An 18,829-nucleotide genomic window follows, 5' to 3' on the forward strand; every position below is an offset into this window, starting at 1 on the left:
AAAGGATCAGCATGTCCGCACCTTCAGCTTCCGGGATCACCACAGCCGAGGACGTGCTCGCCCGGAACCGCGACCTGGTACGCCCCTCGCTGCGCGACGCGGTGGACCGCATGCCGGCGACGATGCGGCACATCACCGGCTACCACCTGGGGTGGTGGGACGAGAGCGGTGGCACCGCCGCGCACGACCAGGGCAAAACCCTGCGCTCCACCCTCGTGCTGCTCAGCGCCACCGCCGTCGGCGGCTCCCCGGCAGCGGCCATGCCCGGTGCCGTGGCCGTGGAGCTCGCGCACAACTTCTCGCTGCTGCACGACGACGTCATGGACGGCGACACGACCCGCCGCCACCGGCCGACCGCGTGGCGCGTCTTCGGCACGGGCGCGGCGATCCTGGCCGGCGACGCGCTGCTCACGCGGGCGTCCCAAGTGCTCGGCGACAGCACCAACCCCGCCGCCGGCCGGGCGCTCGACGCGCTGCACGAAGCCGTCACCGGCCTGATCGACGGGCAGACGGCCGACCTCTCCTTCGAGGAGCGGATGGACGTCACGGTGGACGAATGCGTCGACATGGCGATGAAGAAGACGGCGGGACTCGCCGGGGCCGCCTGCGCGATCGGCTCCGTCCTCGGCGGCGCGAGCACGGAGCGGATCGCGCGCCTGGAGCGGTTCGGCCACCGCGTGGGTCTCGCCTTCCAGCACGTCGACGACCTGCTGGGCGTGTGGGGCGACCCCTCGGTCACCGGCAAACCCGTCTACTCGGACCTGCGCACGCGGAAGAAGACGCTGCCCGTCGTCGCCGCGCTGCGCTCGGAGCACCCGGCGGGTCGCCGGCTGCTCGAGCTGTACCGGGACCCGCAACCGCTCACGGGGGCGGATCTGGCGCACGCCGCTGACCTGATCACGCGGGCCGGCGGCCGGGCGTGGAGCCAGCGGCAGGCCGCGGAACTGCTCGGCGCGGCACTGCGGGAACTGGACGCGGCGCGCCCCGAGGCCGAACCCGCGCGCGATCTGGGCGCGCTCGCGCGCCTGCTGGCCGATCGCCAGAGGTAACCGCCCCGCGCACCGGACGTGCCCCCGCGGTGCGCGATCGGCCCGCCCGCGGCGAGATCGCTCGTCGCGGGCGGGCCGTTCCGCCGCCCGGGCCGTTCCGCTCAGGTCCGCAGCCGCACCACGTCGGCCATCCGCGCCTGCGACACGCCCGCCTCGGCGAACTTCTCGCGGATCGCGCGGGCGATCTCCACGGCGTTGGGGCGGTCGCCGTGCAGGCAGATGGTGTCCGCGCTGACCGGGATGCTCGTCCCGTTGACCGAAGTCACCGTGCCGCTGAGGACGTCGAGCGCCTGCTGGGCGCACCGCTCGGCCGACTTCGGTTCCGGAACCGGTTCGATGATGATCTTGCCCGAGTCGTCGTAGTCCAGGTCGGCGAAGGCCTCCCGGATCACGGGGAATCCGCGTCCGGCCACGTGCTCGGCCGTGTCACCGGCGAGGAGGACGACGGGCACGTCCGGGGCCGCCGCCGCGAGCTCCTCCGCGATCGCGTCGGCCACCGAGTTGTCCCGGAGCGTGAGCCCGTAGAACGCGCCGTGCGGTTTCAGGTGCGTCAGCTCCACCCCGAGGCTGTTGGCGATCGTCCGCAGGGCGCCGAACTGGTACAGGCACGCGTCGGCCGCCTCCCGCGGTGTCATCGCCAGTGCCCGGCGTCCGAAACCGGCCAGGTCCGGAAATCCGGGGTGCGCGCCGACGGCGACACCGGCGTCGCGGGCCAGCTCCACCGAGCGTCGCATCGTCCCCGGGTCACCCGCGTGCCACCCGCAGGCGACGTTGACGGAGTTCACCAACGGGATGAGGTTCGCGTCGTCCCCGAGTTTCCACCGACCGAAGCTCTCGCCCGCATCCGCGTTGAGATCAACCACTGTCTGCAACTCCGACACCTCCTGCTGGACGCACCTCTGCGATTGTCATCCTCCCGCCCCGGGCTTATGATCACACGACGTATTCCGAGTTCGAAGACTTTTCGTGGCATCCTGACTCGATAGGGCGGTTTCCGAGGCGCAGCTCCGACGCAATCCTGCGGTTGTCCGCCACACAGCGCATCCTCAGAAGGGGTACACCCACATTGCCGAGGAGGTCGACATGGCGGAATCGACGGTCGGGCTCCCTCCAGCGCGGTACACCTACGGGGGCGACGAGTTCGTCTCCGTCGAGTTGGACCAGGAAATGAGCCTGGAGGCCAATTTCAAAGCGATGGCGATCACCGGCGCGCTGCGCGAGCAGAACATCGACGGGCTGATCGACATCTGCCCGTCGAACGCGTCGTACATGGTCCGATTGGACCCGGATCGCCTCCATCCGGCGGAACTGGTCGAGGAGCTGCGCCGGCTGGAGGAGTCCGTGGGCGAACTGCCGCAGGACTACGTGATCTCCACGCGCATCGTCGACGTCCCCGTGCTGTTCCGGGACGACTGGACGCACGAGACGCTCATGCGCTTCCGCGACCGCCACCAGGACCCGGAAGCCAGCGATCTCGAGTACGCCGCCCGCATCAACGGGTTCTCCAGCGTGCAGGCGCTGGTCGACTCGATCGGATCGGCGCCGTTCATCGTCACCATGCTCGGATTCGTCGCGGGACTGCCGTTCTGCTACCAGATGGTGCCGCGGGAACAGCAGATCGAGGTGCCGAAGTACGTGCGCCCGCGCACCGACACGCCCGAACGCGCGTTCGGCTTCGGCGGAGCGTTCGCCGTGGTCTACCCGGTGCGCGGCGCCGGGGGTTACCAGCTGTTCGGGATCGCGCCCGCACCCGTGTTCGACGCCGGGCAGTCGCTGCCCGACTTCGCCGACGGCATCGCCTTCCCGAAACCGAGCGACATCCTGCGCTACCGGCCGATCGACCGCGGCGAGTACGACGCGGTGCGCGAGCAGGTGGAGGCCGGCACGTTCCGGTACCACCAGCGCCCGGTCGAGTTCTCGCCCACCCGGTTCCTGGCCGATCCGCACGGCACGAACCGCGAGCTGCTGGAGGTGTTGTACCGATGACCGACCTGATCGTGCGCTCCGGCGGCCTGTCCACGACGGTGCAGGATTCCGGGCGCCACGGCCACTACGCGATCGGCATGCCGCCGTCGGGCGCGATGGACGGGTTCGCCCGCGCCGTGGCGAACATGCTCGTCGGCAACGCGGACGGGGCGGCCGTGCTCGAAGCCACCTACCTGGGCCCGACGCTGGAGTTCACCGACTCCCGCGCGGTGGCGGTCACGGGGGCGCGCTGCACCCCGACGCTCAACGGCGAACCCGCCTCCCCGTGGGAAACCCTGCACGTGGAGGCCGGCGACGTGCTCGGGTTCGGCCCGCTGCAGGCCGGAGCGCGTCCCTACATCGCGGTCAGCGGCGGGATCGCCGTACCCGAGTACCTCGGCTCCCGGTCGACCTACATGCTCACCGGCATCGGCGGTTTCGGCGGCCGCGCGATCACCGAGGGCGACCGCGTGCCGCTGGGCACCGCGCCCGGCGCCGCTCCCCCGCGGGGCACGGCCGTGCCCGAGGAGCTCCTTCCCGATTTCCCCGAGGTCACCGAACTGCGCGTGGTCGTCGGGCTGTGCTCCTACCGGATGACCGAGCGCTCCCTGGAGGCGTTCTTCGACACCACGTGGAAGGTCACCAAGGACGCCGACCGCGTCGGTTACCGCCTGCGCGGCGGGGAGATCGAGTTCATCGAGCGGGAGCAGCCGTTCGGCGCGGGCAGCAACCCCGCAAACGTCGTGGATCTCGGCTACCCAGTCGGATCCATCCAGATCCCCGGCGGGGACGAGCCCATCATCCTGCTCAACGACGCCGTCACCGGAGGCGGGTACGCCACGATCGGCACCGTCATCTCGGTCGACCACGACCGCGTCGCGCAGACCCGCACCGGCAGTCACGTGTCGTTCCGTCCCGTCGACATCGAAACCGCGCTCACCGCCCGGCGGGAGCACCGCGACCGCATCCGGCGCGCCCGCGAAGCGCTGTCCGTCCAGCACGCGTGAGGAGGACGCTCATGTCCACAGTGAACTCCGAACTGCCCGGTCTGTTCTACCGGCGCCCCGCCCCCGACAGGGATCCCTACATCGAGGAGGGAACCGTGGTCGAGCCGGGGCAGACGCTCGCGCTGATCGAGGTCATGAAGACCTTCAACGAGGTCAGGGCGGACCGCTCGGGCCGCATCGCCAAGATCCTGCTCGAGGACGGGGCCGAAGTGGAAGCGGGTCAGGAGATGTTCGAGGTCGAGGAACTATGACGGAACTGCGTCGCGTGCTCATCGCCAACCGCGGCGAGATCGCTGTGCGGATCATCCGCGCCTGCCACCTGGCGGGGCTGGAAACGGTCGCCGTCTACTCCGACGCCGACAAGAACGCCCAGTGGGTGCGCATCGCCGACCACGCGGAGCACATCGGCAAATCACCGGCTGCCAAGTCCTACCTGGACCGCGAAGCGATCATCACGGCGGCGAAGGAGTCCGGTGCCGACGCAGTGCACCCGGGATACGGCTTCCTGTCCGAGGACGCCGCCTTCGCCCGGGCCGTGACCGACGCCGGGTTCGCCTTCGTGGGGCCTCCCGCCGAGGCGATCGAGCTCATGGGCGACAAGGCGCGAGCGCGCACCGCCGCCGACGAGGCGGGGGTGCCCGTGGTCCCCGGCAGCTACGCGGTGACCGGTCTGGAGGACGCGGAACGCGCCGCGGCCGAGGTGGGCTACCCGATCCTCATCAAGGCGGCGGCGGGCGGCGGCGGCCGCGGCATCCGCCCGGTGCAGGACCGCGCGGAACTGGCCGAGGTGCTGCCGGCCGCGCAGGCGGAAGCGCGGTCGGCGTTCGGGGACGGCACCGCCTACATCGAACGCGCGATCCCCCGGGCGCGGCACATCGAGGTCCAGGTCCTGGCCGACGACCGGGGCAACGTGGTTCACCTGTTCGAGCGCGACTGCTCGATGCAGCGGCGGCGGCAGAAGCTGATCGAGGAAGCCCCCGCTCCCGGGTTGAAGCGCTCGACGCGGGCCGCGCTGAACGACGCCGCGGTGCGGTTGACCCGGCACGTCGGATACCGCAACGCGGGCACGGTCGAGTTCCTCGTCGACCTCGACGAGAACTTCTACTTCATCGAGATGAACACCCGGGTGCAGGTGGAACACCCGATCACCGAGGCGATCACGGGTGTGGACATCGTGGCCGAGCAGCTGCGGGTGGCCGCCGGCCGGCCGCTGTCGATCGCCCAGGACGACGTGGTGCCCGTGGGGGCGGCCGTCGAGCTGCGCATCAACGCCGAGGACCCCGCCAACGGCTTCGCCCCGACCCCCGGCGAAGTCGCGCGGTTCGACCTGCCCGGAGGTCCGGGTGTCCGGGTGGACACCTGGCTCACGCACGGGGACCGCATCACGCCGTTCTACGACTCCCTCGTGGCGAAACTCGTGTGCTGGGGCGCCGACCGGGCGCAGGCGTACGCCCGGGCGCGCCAGGCGTTGCGGGAGTTCCACGTGGAGGGGGTCGCCAGCACGGCACCGCTGCACCGCGAGCTCACCGACGACGCGGAACTGCTCGCCGGACCCGTGCACACCACGTGGCTGGAGCAGCGCCTCGGCTGACGCGGTGCCGGGCGGGAGCTCCCGCAGGACGAAAGGACCATCCGCCCGGCGCCCGAGCCGCGGTCCGCCGCCCCGCGGCTCGACATCCCCTCCGCGGCGCGAGCACGCGGTGCACTGGAGTCCACAGTAGAACAGAACACCTCGCGCGCGGCTCCCCCGAACGCTGCGGGAAGCAGTCGATTCCCGCCGGCGAGCCCCGCGCAGCGGTCCTTTCGACGCCGTCCTTCCGGCACACCGGGGACGGCGGTCGTGGCACGAAGAGATCATGGTGCCCCTCGCGCGCAGCGGCCTACCTTTCTCACTGAAAGCGACACCGCTCCACGCGAGGAGGTACACGGCATGTCGGCCCAGCCGACCCCACGCTGTGCCAGCACCGAACTCGGACACGGTCCCACGACTGCCATACCTGCCCAAGGCTGGGGCTCGGCTGCGACGCTCGGATTCATCCGCGACCACCTGCGCCACGACGTTCCGCCGGACCGCAATCTGGCCACGTTCCTGTCCACCTCGTTCGACGCCGAGACCCGGCAGCTCTACCAGGACTTCCTGGAGCACAACCTCGTCGACCGCGACCAGTACCCGGGCATCAGCGAGCTCGAGGAGAACTGCCTGCGGATCATCGCCGACCTCTGGAACGCCGACCCGCGCTCGGCCGTCGGTGACGCGACCACGGGCTCCAGCGAGGCCGCCCTGCTCGCCGGCGCGGCGATGCTGCGGAACTGGCTGCACCACCGCGGCCGCGGGGATCCCGCCGATCGCCCCAACCTGGTCCTCGGATCCGACGCCCACGTCTGCTGGCGCAAGTTCTGCCGGTACTGGCAGGTCGAACCGCGGGTCGTGCCGGCGACCCCGGGGCGCATCGGGCTCACCCCGGACTCCGCCGCGCAGGAGTGCGACGAGAACACCATCGGCGTCGTGGCGATCCTCGGATCCACCATCGACGGCACCTACGATCCCGTCCACGACATCGCGGCGGCGCTGGACGCGGTGGCGCAGCGCCGCGGCATCGACGTACCGCTGCACGTGGACGCGGCCTCCGGCGGGTTCATCGCACCGTTCCTCGACCCCGAGCTGCCGTGGGACTTCCGGGTCCCGCGCGTGCGCTCGATCAACGCCTCGGGGCACAAGTACGGGCTCGTACCCCCGGGACTGGGCTGGGTGCTCTGGCGCGACCAGGGCGCGCGCACCGGATGGCTGCACTTCGACACGAACTACCTCGGACGCACCCGCACGCACCACGAGCTGAGCTTCTCCCGGTCCGCAGCCCCCGTCGTGGTGCAGTTCTACAACTTCCTGCGCCTCGGGTTCGACGGCTTCCGGCACAAGCACCGCGCCACCAGGGACAAGGCGATGCACCTGGCGCGCGAGCTGCGCGCCACGCACGCGTTCGAACTGCTCGGCGACGGCAGCCAGTTACCCGTGCTGGCCCTGACCCCGCGCGACGGGAGCAAGCTGCACGAGCTCTCGCTGCACCTGGCCGAGCGCGGCTGGTCGGTGCCGGTGTACACGCTGCCACCGGACCTGGAGGAGACCGAGGTCCTCCGCGTCGTGGTGCGCGAGGACATGACGTGGGACGACGTCGAGGCCTTCGTCCGCGCGGTGCGCGAGTTCACCGGCGTCGTCCGGTGACAGGGCGTCGTCCGGTGACCGGTCGCCCAGTGGCAGGGCGCCCGGTGGCAGGGCGCCCGGTGGCACCGGGCGACGCCCCGACCGACCCGGCGCGGTGCGCGGGAGCTCCAGCCCCGGACCGCACCGCCCGAGAAACGCGGCGCACGAGCCGCGACCGGGAGCACGCATCACCGAATCCGCAACACCTGGGAGATGTCCATGCAACCTGTCCGCATCACCACCAACATCACGCGCCCCGCCCCGCCCGCGTCCGGATCGGGGGTGCGCCTGGCGCTGTTCCAGGCCGAGAACCCGGCGGGCACGGAGGAGGCCGTGCGGCACAACCTCGCGCGCATGCGCGAGGCCGTGCGCCTCGCCGCCCGGTACTCCAGCCACGTCTGCGCGTTCCCCGAGTGCTACAACACCGGTTACTCGCTCGGCCCCGCCGAGTGCCAGGAGCTGGCGGAGACCACCGACGGCCCCACCGTGCGAGCGGCCCGGGAGGCCTCCCGGGACCACGGGACGGCCATCGTGCTGCCCTACGTCGAACGCGACACCGAGCTGGCGACGGTGCACGACTCGATCGCGTTCGTCGTGGACGGCGAGCTCGTCGCGAACTACCGCAAGACCCACCTGTACGGCTCCGCCGAGCGGAAGAACTTCACCCCGGGTGACGCGCTGCCGCCGGTGGTCGACGTCAACGACTTCCCGGTGGGGATCCTGAACTGCTACGAGTGCGAGTTCCCGCCGCTGTACCAGAACCTGGTGCAGCGCGGTGCGCAGCTGATCATCGGACCGACGGCCGCCGATCACCACTTCGTCCTGCCCGACGGCAGCCCCACGACGGTCCCCTACCCGGACGCCACCGAGCACATCATCCCCGCCATGGCCGCGGTGTGGCGGACGTTCGTGGCCTACGCGAACCGCCGCGGCTGGGAGGTCTCCGAGCGCGGGCAGTGGGAGTACCGCGCCAACTCGGGCGTGTGGGGCCCGGACGGGCGGGCCGTGGTCCGCGCGGGCGAGGCGGAGCGCACCGCGGACAGCCTGCTGATCGGCGACTGCGTCCCGGAGCGCTCCGCACCGTTCAGCCCGGAGGGCAACCACCTCGCGGACCTGCGGTTGCGGCTGGACACCAGCGCGCTGGCGGGCTGATCGCCGCTCCGGTGCCGGCGCTCCTACCGGCACCGGAGCCCCCTCGCTGCGCGGCGCCCGCCTCCGCTGCGGGGTGCTCCGGTGCCGCGGCACGCGGGAGCTGCGGACCGCCGCGGGTGCCGGCCGGTTCAGCTCGCGGGTTCGACGATGCCGTTGATGCGCCGGACCAGCGCGAGGTCGCCCTCGGTCACGCCGCCGGCGTCGTGGGTGGTCGTCGTGACCGTCACCCGGTTGTAGTCGTGCACGGTGATGTCCGGGTGGTGGTTGAGCTCGTTCGCCGCGAAGGCGACGACGTTGGCCACCTGCACCGCCCCGTTGAATCCCTTGCGCTGCCAGGTGCGGGTCAGGCTCGAGCCCGTGTACTGCCACTCGCCCAGGTCGGCGAGGGCGCTGTGGATGGCGTCGGTGGACAGCAGCTCGGCCATCGTCTCCTCACAGTTCCGCGTCGGAGTCCTCTCCCCGCGAATCTACCTCCCGGCCGCGCGCACCGCGGCCGGTCGGCGTCCAGGAGCGCGGGCGCTCGCGGTCTCGGCTCGCTTCCGCCGACCCGGCGTGATCGATCCTTGACAGTGCGCGCGCACCGCGGCCTAGAGTAGGCGCTCGGAGCCCGCCGGGCAGGCAGGGACTCCAGGCACGCGACGAAGGAGCGGACGTGACCAGTTCGCCGTTGCAGCGGCTGCGGGACCGGATCGCCCGGGAGGACCGCCTCGTGGTGGCCTTCTCCGGCGGAGTCGACTCCGCGCTGCTGGCTGCCGTGACGCACGAGGTCCTGGGTTCCCGGATGCTGGCGGTCACGGCGGTGTCCCCGAGCCTGGCCACCTCCGAGCAGCGCCGGGCGCGCGCGTTCGCGCGCGACCGGGGGATGCCGCACGTCGAGGTGTGCACCGACGAGGCCGAGCGGCCGGAGTACCGGGCCAACGACGGCTCCCGCTGCTACCACTGCAAGACGGCGCTGTTCGACGCGCTCGAACCGCTGCTGAACGCGTTCGGCGACGCGCGCGTGGCCATGGGCACGAACAGCGACGACTTGGGCGACCACCGCCCCGGGCAGCAGGCGGCCGCCGAGCGCGGGGCCTGCACCCCGCTGGTCGACGCCGGCTTCTCCAAGCTCCTCGTGCGCGAGGCGAGCACCGAACTCGGTCTCTCCACTGCGGACGAACCCGCGGCGGCGTGCCTGGCTTCCCGGGTCGCCTACGGCGACCCGGTGACGCCCGAGCTGCTGGCGCGCGTCGAGCGGGCGGAATCGGCGGTGCGCGAGCTCGGTTTCCGCGAGTCCCGGGTGCGGGCGCACGCGCAGGGCACCGTCGCGCGCGTCGAGGTCCCCGAATCCGAGATCCCCCGCGCCGCCGCCGTGCACTCCGAACTGGACAGCGCGGTGCGCGCCGCCGGGTTCCGGTTCTGCTCGCTGGACATGGGCGGTTTCGCCAGCGGCCGGATGAACGTGCTGCTGGAGTTGTCCCCGTCCCGGACCGCCTCGTGACCGGCTACACCGACCTGGGGTACGCCCGGGTGGACACCGACCGGGAGGAGCGGCAGGGGCTCGCCGAGGTCATCTACGCCCCGGGCAAGCAGGACGAGGAGGTCGCCGGCATCGCCGCTCGGCTGCTGTCCGAGAGCAGCGGTCCGGTGCTGGCCACGCGCGTGCCGCGGGCGAGCGCGCAGCACGTGCTGCGCGAGGTCCCGGGCGGGGCCTACGACGAGGAGGCGGGACTGCTGGTGTGGCGTCCGCGCGCGGCGGCGGACTTCCGGGTGCTGGTGGTGACGGCCGGTACGGCCGACGGACCGGTGGCCGCCGAAGCGGCCGCGGTCTCCAGCGCGATCGGTCTGTCCACTGAGGTCGTCCGCGACGTGGGGGTGGCGGGGTTGCACCGGCTGCTCGCCGAGCGCGGGCGCTTGGAGGCGGCCGATGCCGTCATCGTCGTCGCCGGCATGGAGGGCGCGTTGGCCAGCGCCGTCGGCGGGCTCGTGCCCTGCCCGGTCGTCGCGGTGCCCACCTCGACCGGTTACGGGGCCGCGCTGGAGGGGGTCACGGCGCTGCTGGCGATGCTGTCCTCGTGCGCGTCGGGGGTCACGGTGGTCAACATCGACTCCGGTTTCGGCGCGGCGATGGCCGCGCAGCGCTTGGCCCACAGCCTCGACCGGGAGTGAGCGGTGCTGCTGTGGCTCAACCCCACCACCGGCGTGTCGGGCGACATGCTGCTCGGGGCGCTGCTCGGCCTCGGAGCCCGGCTCGACGCGGTGCGCGCGGCCATCGCCTCGACGGGGCTCCCCGGCTGGCAGCTGGAGCACACGACCGCGGAAGTCGGCGGTTTCCTGGCCGACCGGGCCGCGGTCCACCTCGGGGAGGCCGGGCACGTCGGGGAGGACGGGAACGTCCGGGAGGTCGGCACCGCGCGGACGGCCGCGGAGCTGGTGGAGCTCGTCCGCCGTGCCCGCCCCGAGCCGGTCGCCGACCTGGCCGCGCGGGCGGTGTCCGAACTCGGCCGGGCGGAGGCCCACCTGCACGGACGGCCGTTCGACGAGGTCCACCTGCACGAGGTCGGCGGCGCGGACACCGTCGTCGACGCGGTCGGTGTGGCCGCCGCGGTGCACGACCTCGGCGTCACCGCCGTGCACTCCGCCCCGATCGCCCTGGGCACCGGCACCGTGGAGTGCGAGCACGGAGTGCTGCCCGCCCCCGCTCCCGCGACGACGCGGCTGCTGCGGCAGGCCGCCGTGGTGGGCACCGATCTGCCCGGGGAGACGGTGACCCCGACGGGAGCGGCGCTGCTGGCGGCGATGGAGGCGGACTACCGGCCGCCACCGGCGATGACGCTGCGCGCCACGGCCTACGGCGCGGGCTCGCGCCGCTTCGCGCAGCGCCCCAACATGCTGCAGGCGAGCCTGGCCGCGCCGCTGCGCGGCACCCCCGAGCCGCCCGGCGGTGCGGTACCGCACACCCCCTCCGCGCAGCGCACGCCGTCACCCGCCGTCGCGGCGCACGAGGGCCCCTGCGCGGCGGGCGCTCCGGCAGCCGCGGCGCAGCACGCCACCGCGGCGGAATCGGGCTCGGAGCCGATGGTGCTGCTCGAGTGCACGGTGGACGACGTCACCGGTGAGACGCTGGGGCACGTGCTGCAGCGCAGCCTCGATCACGGGGCCGCCGACGCGTGGGTCACCCCGGCGGTGATGAAGAAAACCCGCCCCGGGCACGTGCTCCACGTGCTGTGCGCTCCGGAGCACGAGGACGCTCTCGGCGAGCTGGTGCTGGCCGAGACGGGCAGCCTCGGGATGCGGCGCGTTCCGGTGCAGCGCCGGGCGGCACCGCGCGAAGTCGTCACCGTCACGCTCGAGGGGCACCCGGTTCGGGTGAAACGAGGTCCGTGGCAGGCGAAACCGGAGCACAGCGATCTCGTCACCGCGGCGGGCGCGCTCGGCCTCCCGGTCCGCACCGCCGCCCGCCGCGCGATGGCGCAGTTCGAGGCCGAGCACGGGGGCGACGACGGCTGAACGCCGACCGGACGTCCGAGCCCCCGTGCGCAACCGGCCCCGCACCGGGCGGAACGCTCCGGCGGTGCCCTGCTACGGCCAGTCGCTCCCGGTCCCGCCGCCCGGCAGCTGGTCGGGCTCGGCCTCCGCGTCCGGATCGTCCGCCGCGGAGCGGCCGACGCGCTCGGCGTAGTCCTCCGGTGCGAGCTCCTCGGGCGATCCGGACATCTCCGCCTCGGCGCCGGCGGGCGCGTCCGGTCGTTCCTCGGCGAGCTCCTCGTCGAGGCTCTCCCCTTCCCGATCCGAGCGGGTCGTCGGGCGGTGGGCGGTGACGACCGTCCAGTCCTCGGGCGGGTCCACGCCCTCTTCGACGGGGTCGCCGCCGAGCTCGTCGGTGTCGAGGTCCTCCGCGGACTGCAGGTTCGCGGGGTCCTGCGGGAACTCGGGCGCAGCGCCCGTTTCGTCCGATGTCGGGGTGGTGGCGTCGGGATCGGTCATCGTGACTCCTTCCGGTGTCCTCCCTTCCGGGATGCGCGCGCGCATTTCCTTCCCGATTCCGCGCTTACCCCACAGTCTCGGGGGAGAAACAGCATGCCGCGCCGGGTCCGACGCGTCGTCGCCGGACGATCTCTTGACTCCACCGTGGAGACTGCTAGGGGACGGTACGTACACGGTTTCCGCGGCTTTATTCATCCGATCGCGTGAAAGCTGGAACCGCGTCCTCTTCCTCGGAGTCACATCGGCAACGGACCGAAACGAACCTGGAGAGCAACGCCATGCAGCACCACGTGCACGTCGAACTCATCGGTGGCCCCGAGGACGGGCGCACCTTCGTCATGCCGACCGCCCCGGGCGGTGCCGGCGAGCAGCAAGGCCCCTTACCGTTCGCGACGTTCACCCTGCCCGGCCCGGTCCCCGACGAGGACTGCCCCGCCGTGCGCTACGACCTGGGAGAGTGCCGCCCGGACGGGGTGTGGTGCTACGACTTCGTCGGCGAGCAGCTCGCGGCCCGCACCGAGCGCTGAACCCCGCGGCGCGGCGCCGCCTGGCGCGTGATCCCGCGGCGAACGGGTATGCCAGGCTGTCCGCATGCGGATCGCCACGTGGAACGTCAACTCGGTCAGCGCCCGCCTGCCACGGCTCGTGGACTGGCTGTCGACGCGCGAGCCGAACGTGCTCTGCTTGCAGGAGACCAAGTGCGCCGCGGATTCCTTCCCGGTCGACGAGATCTCCGAGCTCGGCTACGAGGTCGCCGCCCACGGGACGGGGCGCTGGAACGGGGTGGCGATCCTGTCCAACGTGGGGCTGGTGGACGTCCGGCGCGGCCTGCGGGACGAGCCCGGGTTCCAGGCGGACGACGCGCTGGTGCCCGCGACCGAGCCCCGGGCGATCGGCGCCACCTGCGGCCCGCTGCGCGTGTGGTCGGTGTACGTCCCGAACGGCCGTGAAGTCGGTCACGCGCACTACGACTACAAGCTCGAGTGGTTGCGCGCGCTGGGCGCGACCGCCGGGCACGAGCTGGTGCCGGACGCGCCGCTGTCCGTGCTCGGCGACTTCAACGTCGCCCCCGCCGACGAGGACGTGTGGGACATCTCCGAGTTCGACGGCTACACGCACGTCACCCAGGACGAGCGGGACGCGCTGCGCTCCCTCGGCGAAGCGGGGTTGTCCGAGGTCTACCCGCGACCGCTGAAGTACGACGTGCCCTTCACCTACTGGGACTACCGCGGTGGCGCGTTCCCGCGCAACATGGGCATGCGCATCGATCTCGTCTACGGCAACGCGCCGTTCACCGGAGCCAGCAGCGACGCCTACGTGGACCGGGAGGCCCGCAAGGGCAAGGGCCCGTCCGACCACGCCCCGGTCGTCGTCGACCTCGACCTGTGACCTCCCTCCGGTGCGCCGGGTACCTCCCCGGCGCACCTCGCGGTCGCCTCAGGCGCTGAACACGTCCGGCAGCGACCGCCGCGCCGTGGCCTGCTCGGGAATGCCGGAGCGCGGATAGCCCAGGCGCAGCAGGACCTGCGGCTCGCCCGCCAGCCCGAGCGCCCCGCGCAGCCCGTCGCGCACCTCGGACAGCCGCAGCGGCTGCGTCATCACCGAGCCGACCAGGCCCAACCGCGCGGCCTCGAGCCACACGCGCTGCAGCGCCTCACCCGCCTGGAAGTGCTCGCGGGGGTCGTCCCCCGGCGTGCTGAACACGAGCACGGTCTCCCGGCGCAGCCGGTCGACCAGCTGCTCCTCCGCGGGCACCGGGACCCCGCGGGCGGCCAGACCGGCGGCCGCCACGCCACCGGTGCCCAGCGCGCACCGCGGCATGCCCTCGACGGGAGCCCGGTCGGTGCGCGCGGAGATCCAGGTGGTGAGCTCCTGCTGGTACCGCGGATCGGTGCGGTGCTCGCGCGCAGCGCGCGCGAGCAGCGAGGCCGCGTTCTCGCGCGCGGCGTCGCCGACGCGCGCGACCGGCACCGTGGCGGCGGCGAGGAGCGACGAGCGGGTGGACTCCGGGACCGGCCGGTCGGCGAACTCGGCCCGGTGGCTGCTGCGGTGCGTGATCGCCCGCCACCGCCCTCCGTCCGCGCTGCTCGCGCGCTGCCGGTGCGTGGCGAACACGGTCGCCCCCGCGTCGGGTTGGTCCTCGTCGACGGACCAGCGCACGTCCGGCACCCACCCCATCCCGCGCATCGCGATCGCGAGGTTCGCCACCGCCGCCCCGCAGGAGATCCGCCGGTCGCGCCCGTGCGGGTCGTGCTCGGGCACGCGCACGGTCAACCGCTGGCGCAGCGAGACGCTGCGCGTGCGCACCCGGATCGTCCACGGCTGCGAGTTGTGCACCGACGGCGCGCGGCGGACGGCTTCGGCCAGCACGGCCGCCTCGTCCGGGGACCACGGCGGCTGGGTGGCCCAGCTGTGGGCGGATCGGAGCAGGGGGAACCACGTCATCGGCACACCTTTCGCTGGGAGCGGGTCGATGCTCCGAGCGTGCCGAGCTCCCGGCATGCAGCGCAGAGGATTAAGTCCCAGTGTGAGCCGGTAGGTGGAGGTTGCGTTGCTCCCGAGCAGGCACTGGCGCAGCGGCCGGGGCCGGCGGTGCGCCCGAGGAGGTTGCGATGTCGGAGGATCGGCAGGACGGCACGGCGCTGTGGCACCCGTTCGCGGACATGTTCGCCGTCGAGCAGGACCGGATGACCCTGGAGCGCGGCGAGGGCGTGTGGGTCCACGACGATCGCGGGCGGCGCTACCTCGACGGCACCGCGAGCCTGTGGTACTGCAACGTGGGGCACGGCAGGCAGGAGATCGTCGACGCCGTGGCGGAGCAGATGCGGCGGCTCGAGGCCTACAGCACGTTCGGCGACCTCACCAACGCACCGGCCGAGCGGCTGGCGCACCGCCTCGCCGAGCTGGCTCCGATGGACGGCGCGAAGATCTTCCTCACCTCGGGCGGCGGCGAGGCGATCGACACCGCGGCGAAGCTGGCGCGCCGGTACTGGGTGCAGCGCGGCGCGCCCGAGCGCACACACCTGCTCAGCCGCGGTCAGGCCTACCACGGCACGAACGGGTTCGGCACCGCGCTGGGCGGCATCGCCCCGAACCGCGAGGGCTTCGGCGAGCTGATCCCCGGCGCCGAGCCGGTGGTCTTCGACGATGCCGCGGAGCTGCGGGCGGCGGTCGCCCGCATCGGCCCGGAGAACATCGCCGCGTTCTTCGCGGAACCGGTCATCGGCGCGGGCGGGGTGCACCCGCCCCCGGCCGGGTTCCTGGAGTCGGCGGCCGCGATCTGCCGGGAGAACGGCATCCTGTTCATCGCCGATGCGGTGATCTGCGGGTTCGGCCGCGTGGGCGACTGGTTCGGTGTCGAGAGGTGGGGCCTGCGACCGGACATGATCACGTTCGCGAAGGGGGTCACCAGCGGTTACCTGCCGCTCGGCGGGGTGGCGATCGCGGGCGAGGTCGCCGAACCGTTCTTCAGCCGGCCGGGGGTCGTGTTCCGGCACGGGCCGACCTACGCGGGGCACCCGGCCGCCGCGGCGGCCGCCCTGGCCAATGTGGACATCCTGCGGCGCGAACAGCTGCCCGCGCGGGTGAAGGACCTCGAGGCGCCGCTGCACGAGATGCTCCGCGCGCTGCAGTCGCACCCCGCTGTGCGCGAGGTCCGCGGTGGCACGGGGCTGCTCGGGGCGGTGGAGTTGCAGCCCGACCTGCTCACCGCGGATTCCGCCGCGGTGAGCAGGCTGGTCCGGGCGGTGCGCGCGGAGGGCGTCCTCGTGCGCGGCCTGGGCAGCGGTGCGGCGGTGTCCCCGCCGCTGACCATCGACTCCGCGCAGATCGAGCTGATCGGCAGCGCGCTGCGCACCGGCCTGGACGCGCTCGGTAACTGAGAACCCGTTCCTCGAGCCGCTGCGCCGAGTGGAATTCCTCGCCCCCGGGGCGACACGCGGCGCTGTGCTTGACAGGATACGGGCCTCGAAGGCGAGAGCGGACACGGACGGAGGACGAACCAGTTGAACACGAGCACCGCCCAGGTGGACGACCTGCGACTCATCGCGCTGCCGAGTGCCGTGAACTGCACGGACATGTTCGTACGGTTCTCGCTGTCCGAGTGGTCGCTGCCCTCCCTGTACGAAACGGCCACCCAGTTGGCGAGCCAGCTCGTCACCGCCGCGGTGGACAGCGCCGACCCGAAGAGCCCGGGTCTGATCACGGTCCGGCTGCAGCTCAGCGGTGAAGCGCTGCGGATCGAGGTGGAGGACGAGCAGGCGGCGGAACCGCCCGCGATGTCCCCCGAGCTGGCGGGCGGCCGGTGCGGTTCCCGGGTGCGCGACGAGGGCGGTTGCGTGGCCTGGTGCGAACTCGACCTGCCGACGGGGCTCTCGGCGAACTCCGTCCCCCTGCCCCGCCGCAACCCGAAGCGCTCCGACCAGGCCGAAACACCCGCCGAGGAGACCGCCGAGATCGACCCGGAGGTCATCCAGCGCCTGCTCACCGGCTTGAGCAAGTTCGACGGCTGATCGCCGGCGCGGCGCCGCTGCGCCGCACCGGGCGCACCGCTCGGCGCAGCCCGGGCCGGTGGCGTTCGAGAGCGCTGCCGCGGCAGCGGGTTTGGAACCCTGCCGGCCTGGGCACCACCGGACCATGGACCGCACACACTTCCGAAGCGAACTGGCCCAGCAGCTCCGGGTCGATTCCGTCCGGGCGGCCGCGGCGGCGGGGTCCGGCCACCCCACCTCGTCCATGTCCGCCGCGGACCTCATGGCCGGACTGCTCGACGGCCACCTGCGCATGGACTTCACGCGCGCCGAGGATCCGCGCAACGACCACCTGGTCTTCTCCAAGGGGCACGCCTCCCCGCTGCTGTACTCGTGCTTCAAGGCGGTCGGCGCGATCGACGACGAGGAACTGCTGACCTACCGCTCCTTCGGCAGTCGCCTCGAAGGGCACCCGACACCGGCCCTGCCCTGGGTGGACGTGGCGACGGGATCGCTGGGGCAGGGCCTGCCGACGGGCGTGGGGCTGGCCCTGGCCGCACGCGAGCTCGACCGGCTGCCCAGCCGGGTGTGGGTGCTGTGCGGCGACAGCGAACTCGCCGAGGGCTCGATCTGGGAAGCGCTCGAGCACGCCGGGCACGAGCAGCTGGACAACCTGATCGCGCTGCTCGACATCAACCGCCTGGGGCAGACGGGCGAGACCATGCACGGCTGGGACCTGGAGTCCTACGCCGCGCGCGCCCGCGCGGCCGGGTGGCGCGTGGAGACCATCGACGGCCACGACCCCGAGCAGGTGGAGAACGCGCTGGCCCTCGCGGGCCGGACGGACGGTAGGCCGCTGGCGGTCGTCGCGCGGACGAAGAAGGGCCGCGGGGTGAGCGCGGTCGAGGACCAGCTGGGCGCGCACGGCAAGCCGCTGCCGGACCGCGACGAGGCGGTCGAGGAACTCGGCGGTCTGCGCGATCTGCACGTCAAGCCCTCCTCGCCCGAGGGCAACGGCACGCGGCACGCGTTCGAGGCCCCCGGAGCCGAGCTGCCCCGGTTCACCACGGGCGAGGAGGTGGCCACGCGGAAGGCCTACGGCCAGGCGCTGAGCGCCCTGGGCAGCAGTCGCGGCGACGTGGTCGCGCTGGACGGCGAGGTGTCCAACTCGACGTTCTCCGAGGTGTTCCGCACCGACCACCCGGACCGGTACTTCGAGATGTTCATCGCCGAGCAGCAGATGCTGGCGGCCGCGGTGGGCATGCAGGCGCGGGGGTGGGTCCCGTTCGCCTCGACGTTCGCCGCCTTCTTCACCCGCGCGTACGACTTCATCCGGATGGCGGCGGTCGGCCGGGCGGACCTGCGCCTGATGGGCTCGCACGCCGGTGTCGCGATCGGTGAGGACGGGCCCTCGCAGATGGGGCTGGAGGACCTGGCCATGATGCGCGCCGTGCACGGCAGCACCGTGCTCTACCCGTCCGACGCCAACCAGACCGCCGCGCTCGTGCGGCTCATGGCCGACCGCCCGGGCATCTGCTACATGCGGACCTCGCGCGGGGCCGCACCGGTGCGCTACGAACCCGGTGAGGAGTTCACCATCGGCGGCTCCCGCGTGGTGCGCGAGGGCGACGACGTGACGCTCGTGGGCGCGGGCGTGACCCTGACCGAGTCGGTCCGCGCCGCCGAGCGGCTCGCCGAGGACGGCATCTCGGCCCGCGTGATCGACCTGTACTCGATCAAGCCGCTGGACACGGGCACCGTGGCGAAGGCGGCGACGGAGACCCGCGCCCTGGTCACCGCCGAGGACCACTGGCCCGCCGGGGGGCTCGGCGAAGCCGTGCTGGCCGCGCTCGCCGACCGCGGCGTGTCGACGCGGACGCGCCGCCTCGCCGTCACCGGGATGCCGGGCTCGGGCAAGCCGGCGGAGCTGCTGCACGAGGCCGGCATCGACGCCGATGCCATCGCGGCAGCGGCCAAGGAGGTCCTCGGCAGCTGAGGTCCGCCGGTCGCCGCCGGGGCGAC

General features: G+C 72.9%; 19 protein-coding genes. 15 read left to right on the plus strand and 4 right to left on the minus strand.

Annotation, left to right across the window (positions count from 1 at the left end):
• Positions 1-11: 11 nt before the first annotated feature.
• Entirely contained in the window at positions 12-1,049 is a 1,038-nt protein-coding gene (locus ACYVJE_RS19485) for a family 2 encapsulin nanocompartment cargo protein polyprenyl transferase (RefSeq protein ID WP_461145581.1), read from the plus strand.
• Between the two features lie 101 nt (positions 1,050-1,150).
• Here ACYVJE_RS19485 and ACYVJE_RS19490 read toward each other — a convergent pair whose 3' ends face one another.
• The gene (locus ACYVJE_RS19490; RefSeq protein WP_461145638.1) at positions 1,151-1,912 is read right to left on the minus strand and encodes a LamB/YcsF family protein; all 762 of its coding nucleotides are present in this window, start codon (positions 1,910-1,912) and stop codon (positions 1,151-1,153) included.
• A gap of 220 nt (positions 1,913-2,132) precedes the next feature.
• Here ACYVJE_RS19490 and ACYVJE_RS19495 point away from each other — a divergent pair, with 220 nt between their 5' ends.
• From ACYVJE_RS19495 to ACYVJE_RS19520, 6 genes are all read left to right on the plus strand, one after another.
• Positions 2,133-3,035, plus strand: coding sequence for a 5-oxoprolinase subunit B family protein (locus tag ACYVJE_RS19495; RefSeq protein ID WP_459159243.1), 903 nt, complete (start codon positions 2,133-2,135; stop codon positions 3,033-3,035).
• Positions 3,032-4,021: a 5-oxoprolinase subunit C family protein gene (locus ACYVJE_RS19500; RefSeq protein WP_461145582.1), complete on the plus strand. Its 990-nt coding sequence runs from the start codon at positions 3,032-3,034 to the stop codon at positions 4,019-4,021. Before ACYVJE_RS19495 ends, ACYVJE_RS19500 begins: the two co-directional genes overlap by 4 nt.
• A gap of 11 nt (positions 4,022-4,032) precedes the next feature.
• Positions 4,033-4,272: an acetyl-CoA carboxylase gene (locus ACYVJE_RS19505; protein ID WP_461145583.1), complete on the plus strand. Its 240-nt coding sequence runs from the start codon at positions 4,033-4,035 to the stop codon at positions 4,270-4,272.
• Positions 4,269-5,612, plus strand: coding sequence for an acetyl-CoA carboxylase biotin carboxylase subunit (locus ACYVJE_RS19510; protein ID WP_461145584.1), 1,344 nt, complete (start codon positions 4,269-4,271; stop codon positions 5,610-5,612). Before ACYVJE_RS19505 ends, ACYVJE_RS19510 begins: the two co-directional genes overlap by 4 nt.
• A gap of 339 nt (positions 5,613-5,951) precedes the next feature.
• Positions 5,952-7,241, plus strand: a complete 1,290-nt coding sequence (locus tag ACYVJE_RS19515) for a glutamate decarboxylase (protein ID WP_461145585.1) — start codon at positions 5,952-5,954, stop codon at positions 7,239-7,241.
• Between the two features lie 192 nt (positions 7,242-7,433).
• Entirely contained in the window at positions 7,434-8,372 is a 939-nt protein-coding gene (locus ACYVJE_RS19520) for a nitrilase-related carbon-nitrogen hydrolase (protein ID WP_459159238.1), read from the plus strand.
• A gap of 128 nt (positions 8,373-8,500) precedes the next feature.
• On the opposite strand, the gene ACYVJE_RS19525 is transcribed toward ACYVJE_RS19520, so the two are convergent.
• Positions 8,501-8,797 carry a 4a-hydroxytetrahydrobiopterin dehydratase gene (locus tag ACYVJE_RS19525; RefSeq protein WP_459159237.1) on the minus strand — a complete coding sequence of 99 codons (297 nt, stop codon included), beginning with the start codon at positions 8,795-8,797 and terminating at the stop codon, positions 8,501-8,503.
• 227 nt (positions 8,798-9,024) lie between these two features.
• On the opposite strand from ACYVJE_RS19525, the gene larE reads away from it, so the two are divergent.
• From larE to larC, 3 genes are read left to right on the plus strand one after another with little or no spacing between them, the layout of a single operon-like run.
• Positions 9,025-9,852 carry an ATP-dependent sacrificial sulfur transferase LarE gene (larE, locus tag ACYVJE_RS19530; protein WP_459159236.1) on the plus strand — a complete coding sequence of 276 codons (828 nt, stop codon included), beginning with the start codon at positions 9,025-9,027 and terminating at the stop codon, positions 9,850-9,852.
• Positions 9,849-10,520, plus strand: a complete 672-nt coding sequence (larB, locus tag ACYVJE_RS19535; RefSeq protein ID WP_461145586.1) for a nickel pincer cofactor biosynthesis protein LarB — start codon at positions 9,849-9,851, stop codon at positions 10,518-10,520. The genes larE and larB overlap by 4 nt, the downstream gene beginning before the upstream one ends.
• A 3-nt stretch (positions 10,521-10,523) precedes the next feature.
• A complete protein-coding gene (gene larC, locus ACYVJE_RS19540) occupies positions 10,524-11,861 on the plus strand; it encodes a nickel pincer cofactor biosynthesis protein LarC (RefSeq protein WP_461145587.1) in 1,338 nt (445 codons plus the stop codon).
• A 72-nt stretch (positions 11,862-11,933) separates the two neighbouring features.
• Here larC and ACYVJE_RS19545 read toward each other — a convergent pair whose 3' ends face one another.
• Entirely contained in the window at positions 11,934-12,338 is a 405-nt protein-coding gene (locus ACYVJE_RS19545; protein ID WP_461145588.1) for a hypothetical protein, read from the minus strand.
• A 278-nt stretch (positions 12,339-12,616) separates the two neighbouring features.
• Here ACYVJE_RS19545 and ACYVJE_RS19550 point away from each other — a divergent pair, with 278 nt between their 5' ends.
• Together ACYVJE_RS19550 and ACYVJE_RS19555 are read left to right on the plus strand one after the other, a co-directional pair.
• Positions 12,617-12,865: a hypothetical protein gene (locus ACYVJE_RS19550; RefSeq protein WP_459159232.1), complete on the plus strand. Its 249-nt coding sequence runs from the start codon at positions 12,617-12,619 to the stop codon at positions 12,863-12,865.
• 64 nt (positions 12,866-12,929) lie between these two features.
• Complete coding sequence (locus ACYVJE_RS19555) at positions 12,930-13,727, plus strand: exodeoxyribonuclease III (protein WP_461145589.1); 798 nt, start codon at positions 12,930-12,932, stop codon at positions 13,725-13,727.
• A 48-nt stretch (positions 13,728-13,775) separates the two neighbouring features.
• On the opposite strand, the gene ACYVJE_RS19560 is transcribed toward ACYVJE_RS19555, so the two are convergent.
• Positions 13,776-14,783: an Acg family FMN-binding oxidoreductase gene (locus tag ACYVJE_RS19560; protein ID WP_461145590.1), complete on the minus strand. Its 1,008-nt coding sequence runs from the start codon at positions 14,781-14,783 to the stop codon at positions 13,776-13,778.
• A 167-nt stretch (positions 14,784-14,950) separates the two neighbouring features.
• Here ACYVJE_RS19560 and ACYVJE_RS19565 point away from each other — a divergent pair, with 167 nt between their 5' ends.
• The 3 genes from ACYVJE_RS19565 to ACYVJE_RS19575 all read left to right on the plus strand — a co-directional run bounded on the left by ACYVJE_RS19565 (position 14,951) and on the right by ACYVJE_RS19575 (position 18,803).
• Positions 14,951-16,219: an aminotransferase family protein gene (locus tag ACYVJE_RS19565; protein ID WP_461145591.1), complete on the plus strand. Its 1,269-nt coding sequence runs from the start codon at positions 14,951-14,953 to the stop codon at positions 16,217-16,219.
• A 123-nt stretch (positions 16,220-16,342) separates the two neighbouring features.
• Positions 16,343-16,849 carry an ATP-binding protein gene (locus ACYVJE_RS19570; RefSeq protein ID WP_459159228.1) on the plus strand — a complete coding sequence of 169 codons (507 nt, stop codon included), beginning with the start codon at positions 16,343-16,345 and terminating at the stop codon, positions 16,847-16,849.
• A gap of 124 nt (positions 16,850-16,973) precedes the next feature.
• The gene (locus ACYVJE_RS19575; RefSeq protein WP_459159227.1) at positions 16,974-18,803 is read left to right on the plus strand and encodes a transketolase; all 1,830 of its coding nucleotides are present in this window, start codon (positions 16,974-16,976) and stop codon (positions 18,801-18,803) included.
• Positions 18,804-18,829 lie beyond the last annotated feature (26 nt).

This window comes from Salinifilum aidingensis (assembly GCF_054782015.1).

Coding starts and splice junctions, on each gene's coding strand:
- ACYVJE_RS19485 (WP_461145581.1), top strand. CDS start 12: ATGTCCGCACCTTCAGCTTCCGGGATCACCACAGCCGAGGACGTGCTC.
- ACYVJE_RS19495 (WP_459159243.1), top strand. CDS start 2,133: ATGGCGGAATCGACGGTCGGGCTCCCTCCAGCGCGGTACACCTACGGG.
- ACYVJE_RS19500 (WP_461145582.1), top strand. CDS start 3,032: ATGACCGACCTGATCGTGCGCTCCGGCGGCCTGTCCACGACGGTGCAG.
- ACYVJE_RS19505 (WP_461145583.1), top strand. CDS start 4,033: ATGTCCACAGTGAACTCCGAACTGCCCGGTCTGTTCTACCGGCGCCCC.
- ACYVJE_RS19510 (WP_461145584.1), top strand. CDS start 4,269: ATGACGGAACTGCGTCGCGTGCTCATCGCCAACCGCGGCGAGATCGCT.
- ACYVJE_RS19515 (WP_461145585.1), top strand. CDS start 5,952: ATGTCGGCCCAGCCGACCCCACGCTGTGCCAGCACCGAACTCGGACAC.
- ACYVJE_RS19520 (WP_459159238.1), top strand. CDS start 7,434: ATGTCCATGCAACCTGTCCGCATCACCACCAACATCACGCGCCCCGCC.
- ACYVJE_RS19525 (WP_459159237.1), bottom strand. CDS start 8,797: ATGGCCGAGCTGCTGTCCACCGACGCCATCCACAGCGCCCTCGCCGAC.
- ACYVJE_RS19545 (WP_461145588.1), bottom strand. CDS start 12,338: ATGACCGATCCCGACGCCACCACCCCGACATCGGACGAAACGGGCGCT.
- ACYVJE_RS19550 (WP_459159232.1), top strand. CDS start 12,617: ATGCAGCACCACGTGCACGTCGAACTCATCGGTGGCCCCGAGGACGGG.
- ACYVJE_RS19555 (WP_461145589.1), top strand. CDS start 12,930: ATGCGGATCGCCACGTGGAACGTCAACTCGGTCAGCGCCCGCCTGCCA.
- ACYVJE_RS19560 (WP_461145590.1), bottom strand. CDS start 14,783: ATGACGTGGTTCCCCCTGCTCCGATCCGCCCACAGCTGGGCCACCCAG.
- ACYVJE_RS19565 (WP_461145591.1), top strand. CDS start 14,951: ATGTCGGAGGATCGGCAGGACGGCACGGCGCTGTGGCACCCGTTCGCG.
- ACYVJE_RS19575 (WP_459159227.1), top strand. CDS start 16,974: ATGGACCGCACACACTTCCGAAGCGAACTGGCCCAGCAGCTCCGGGTC.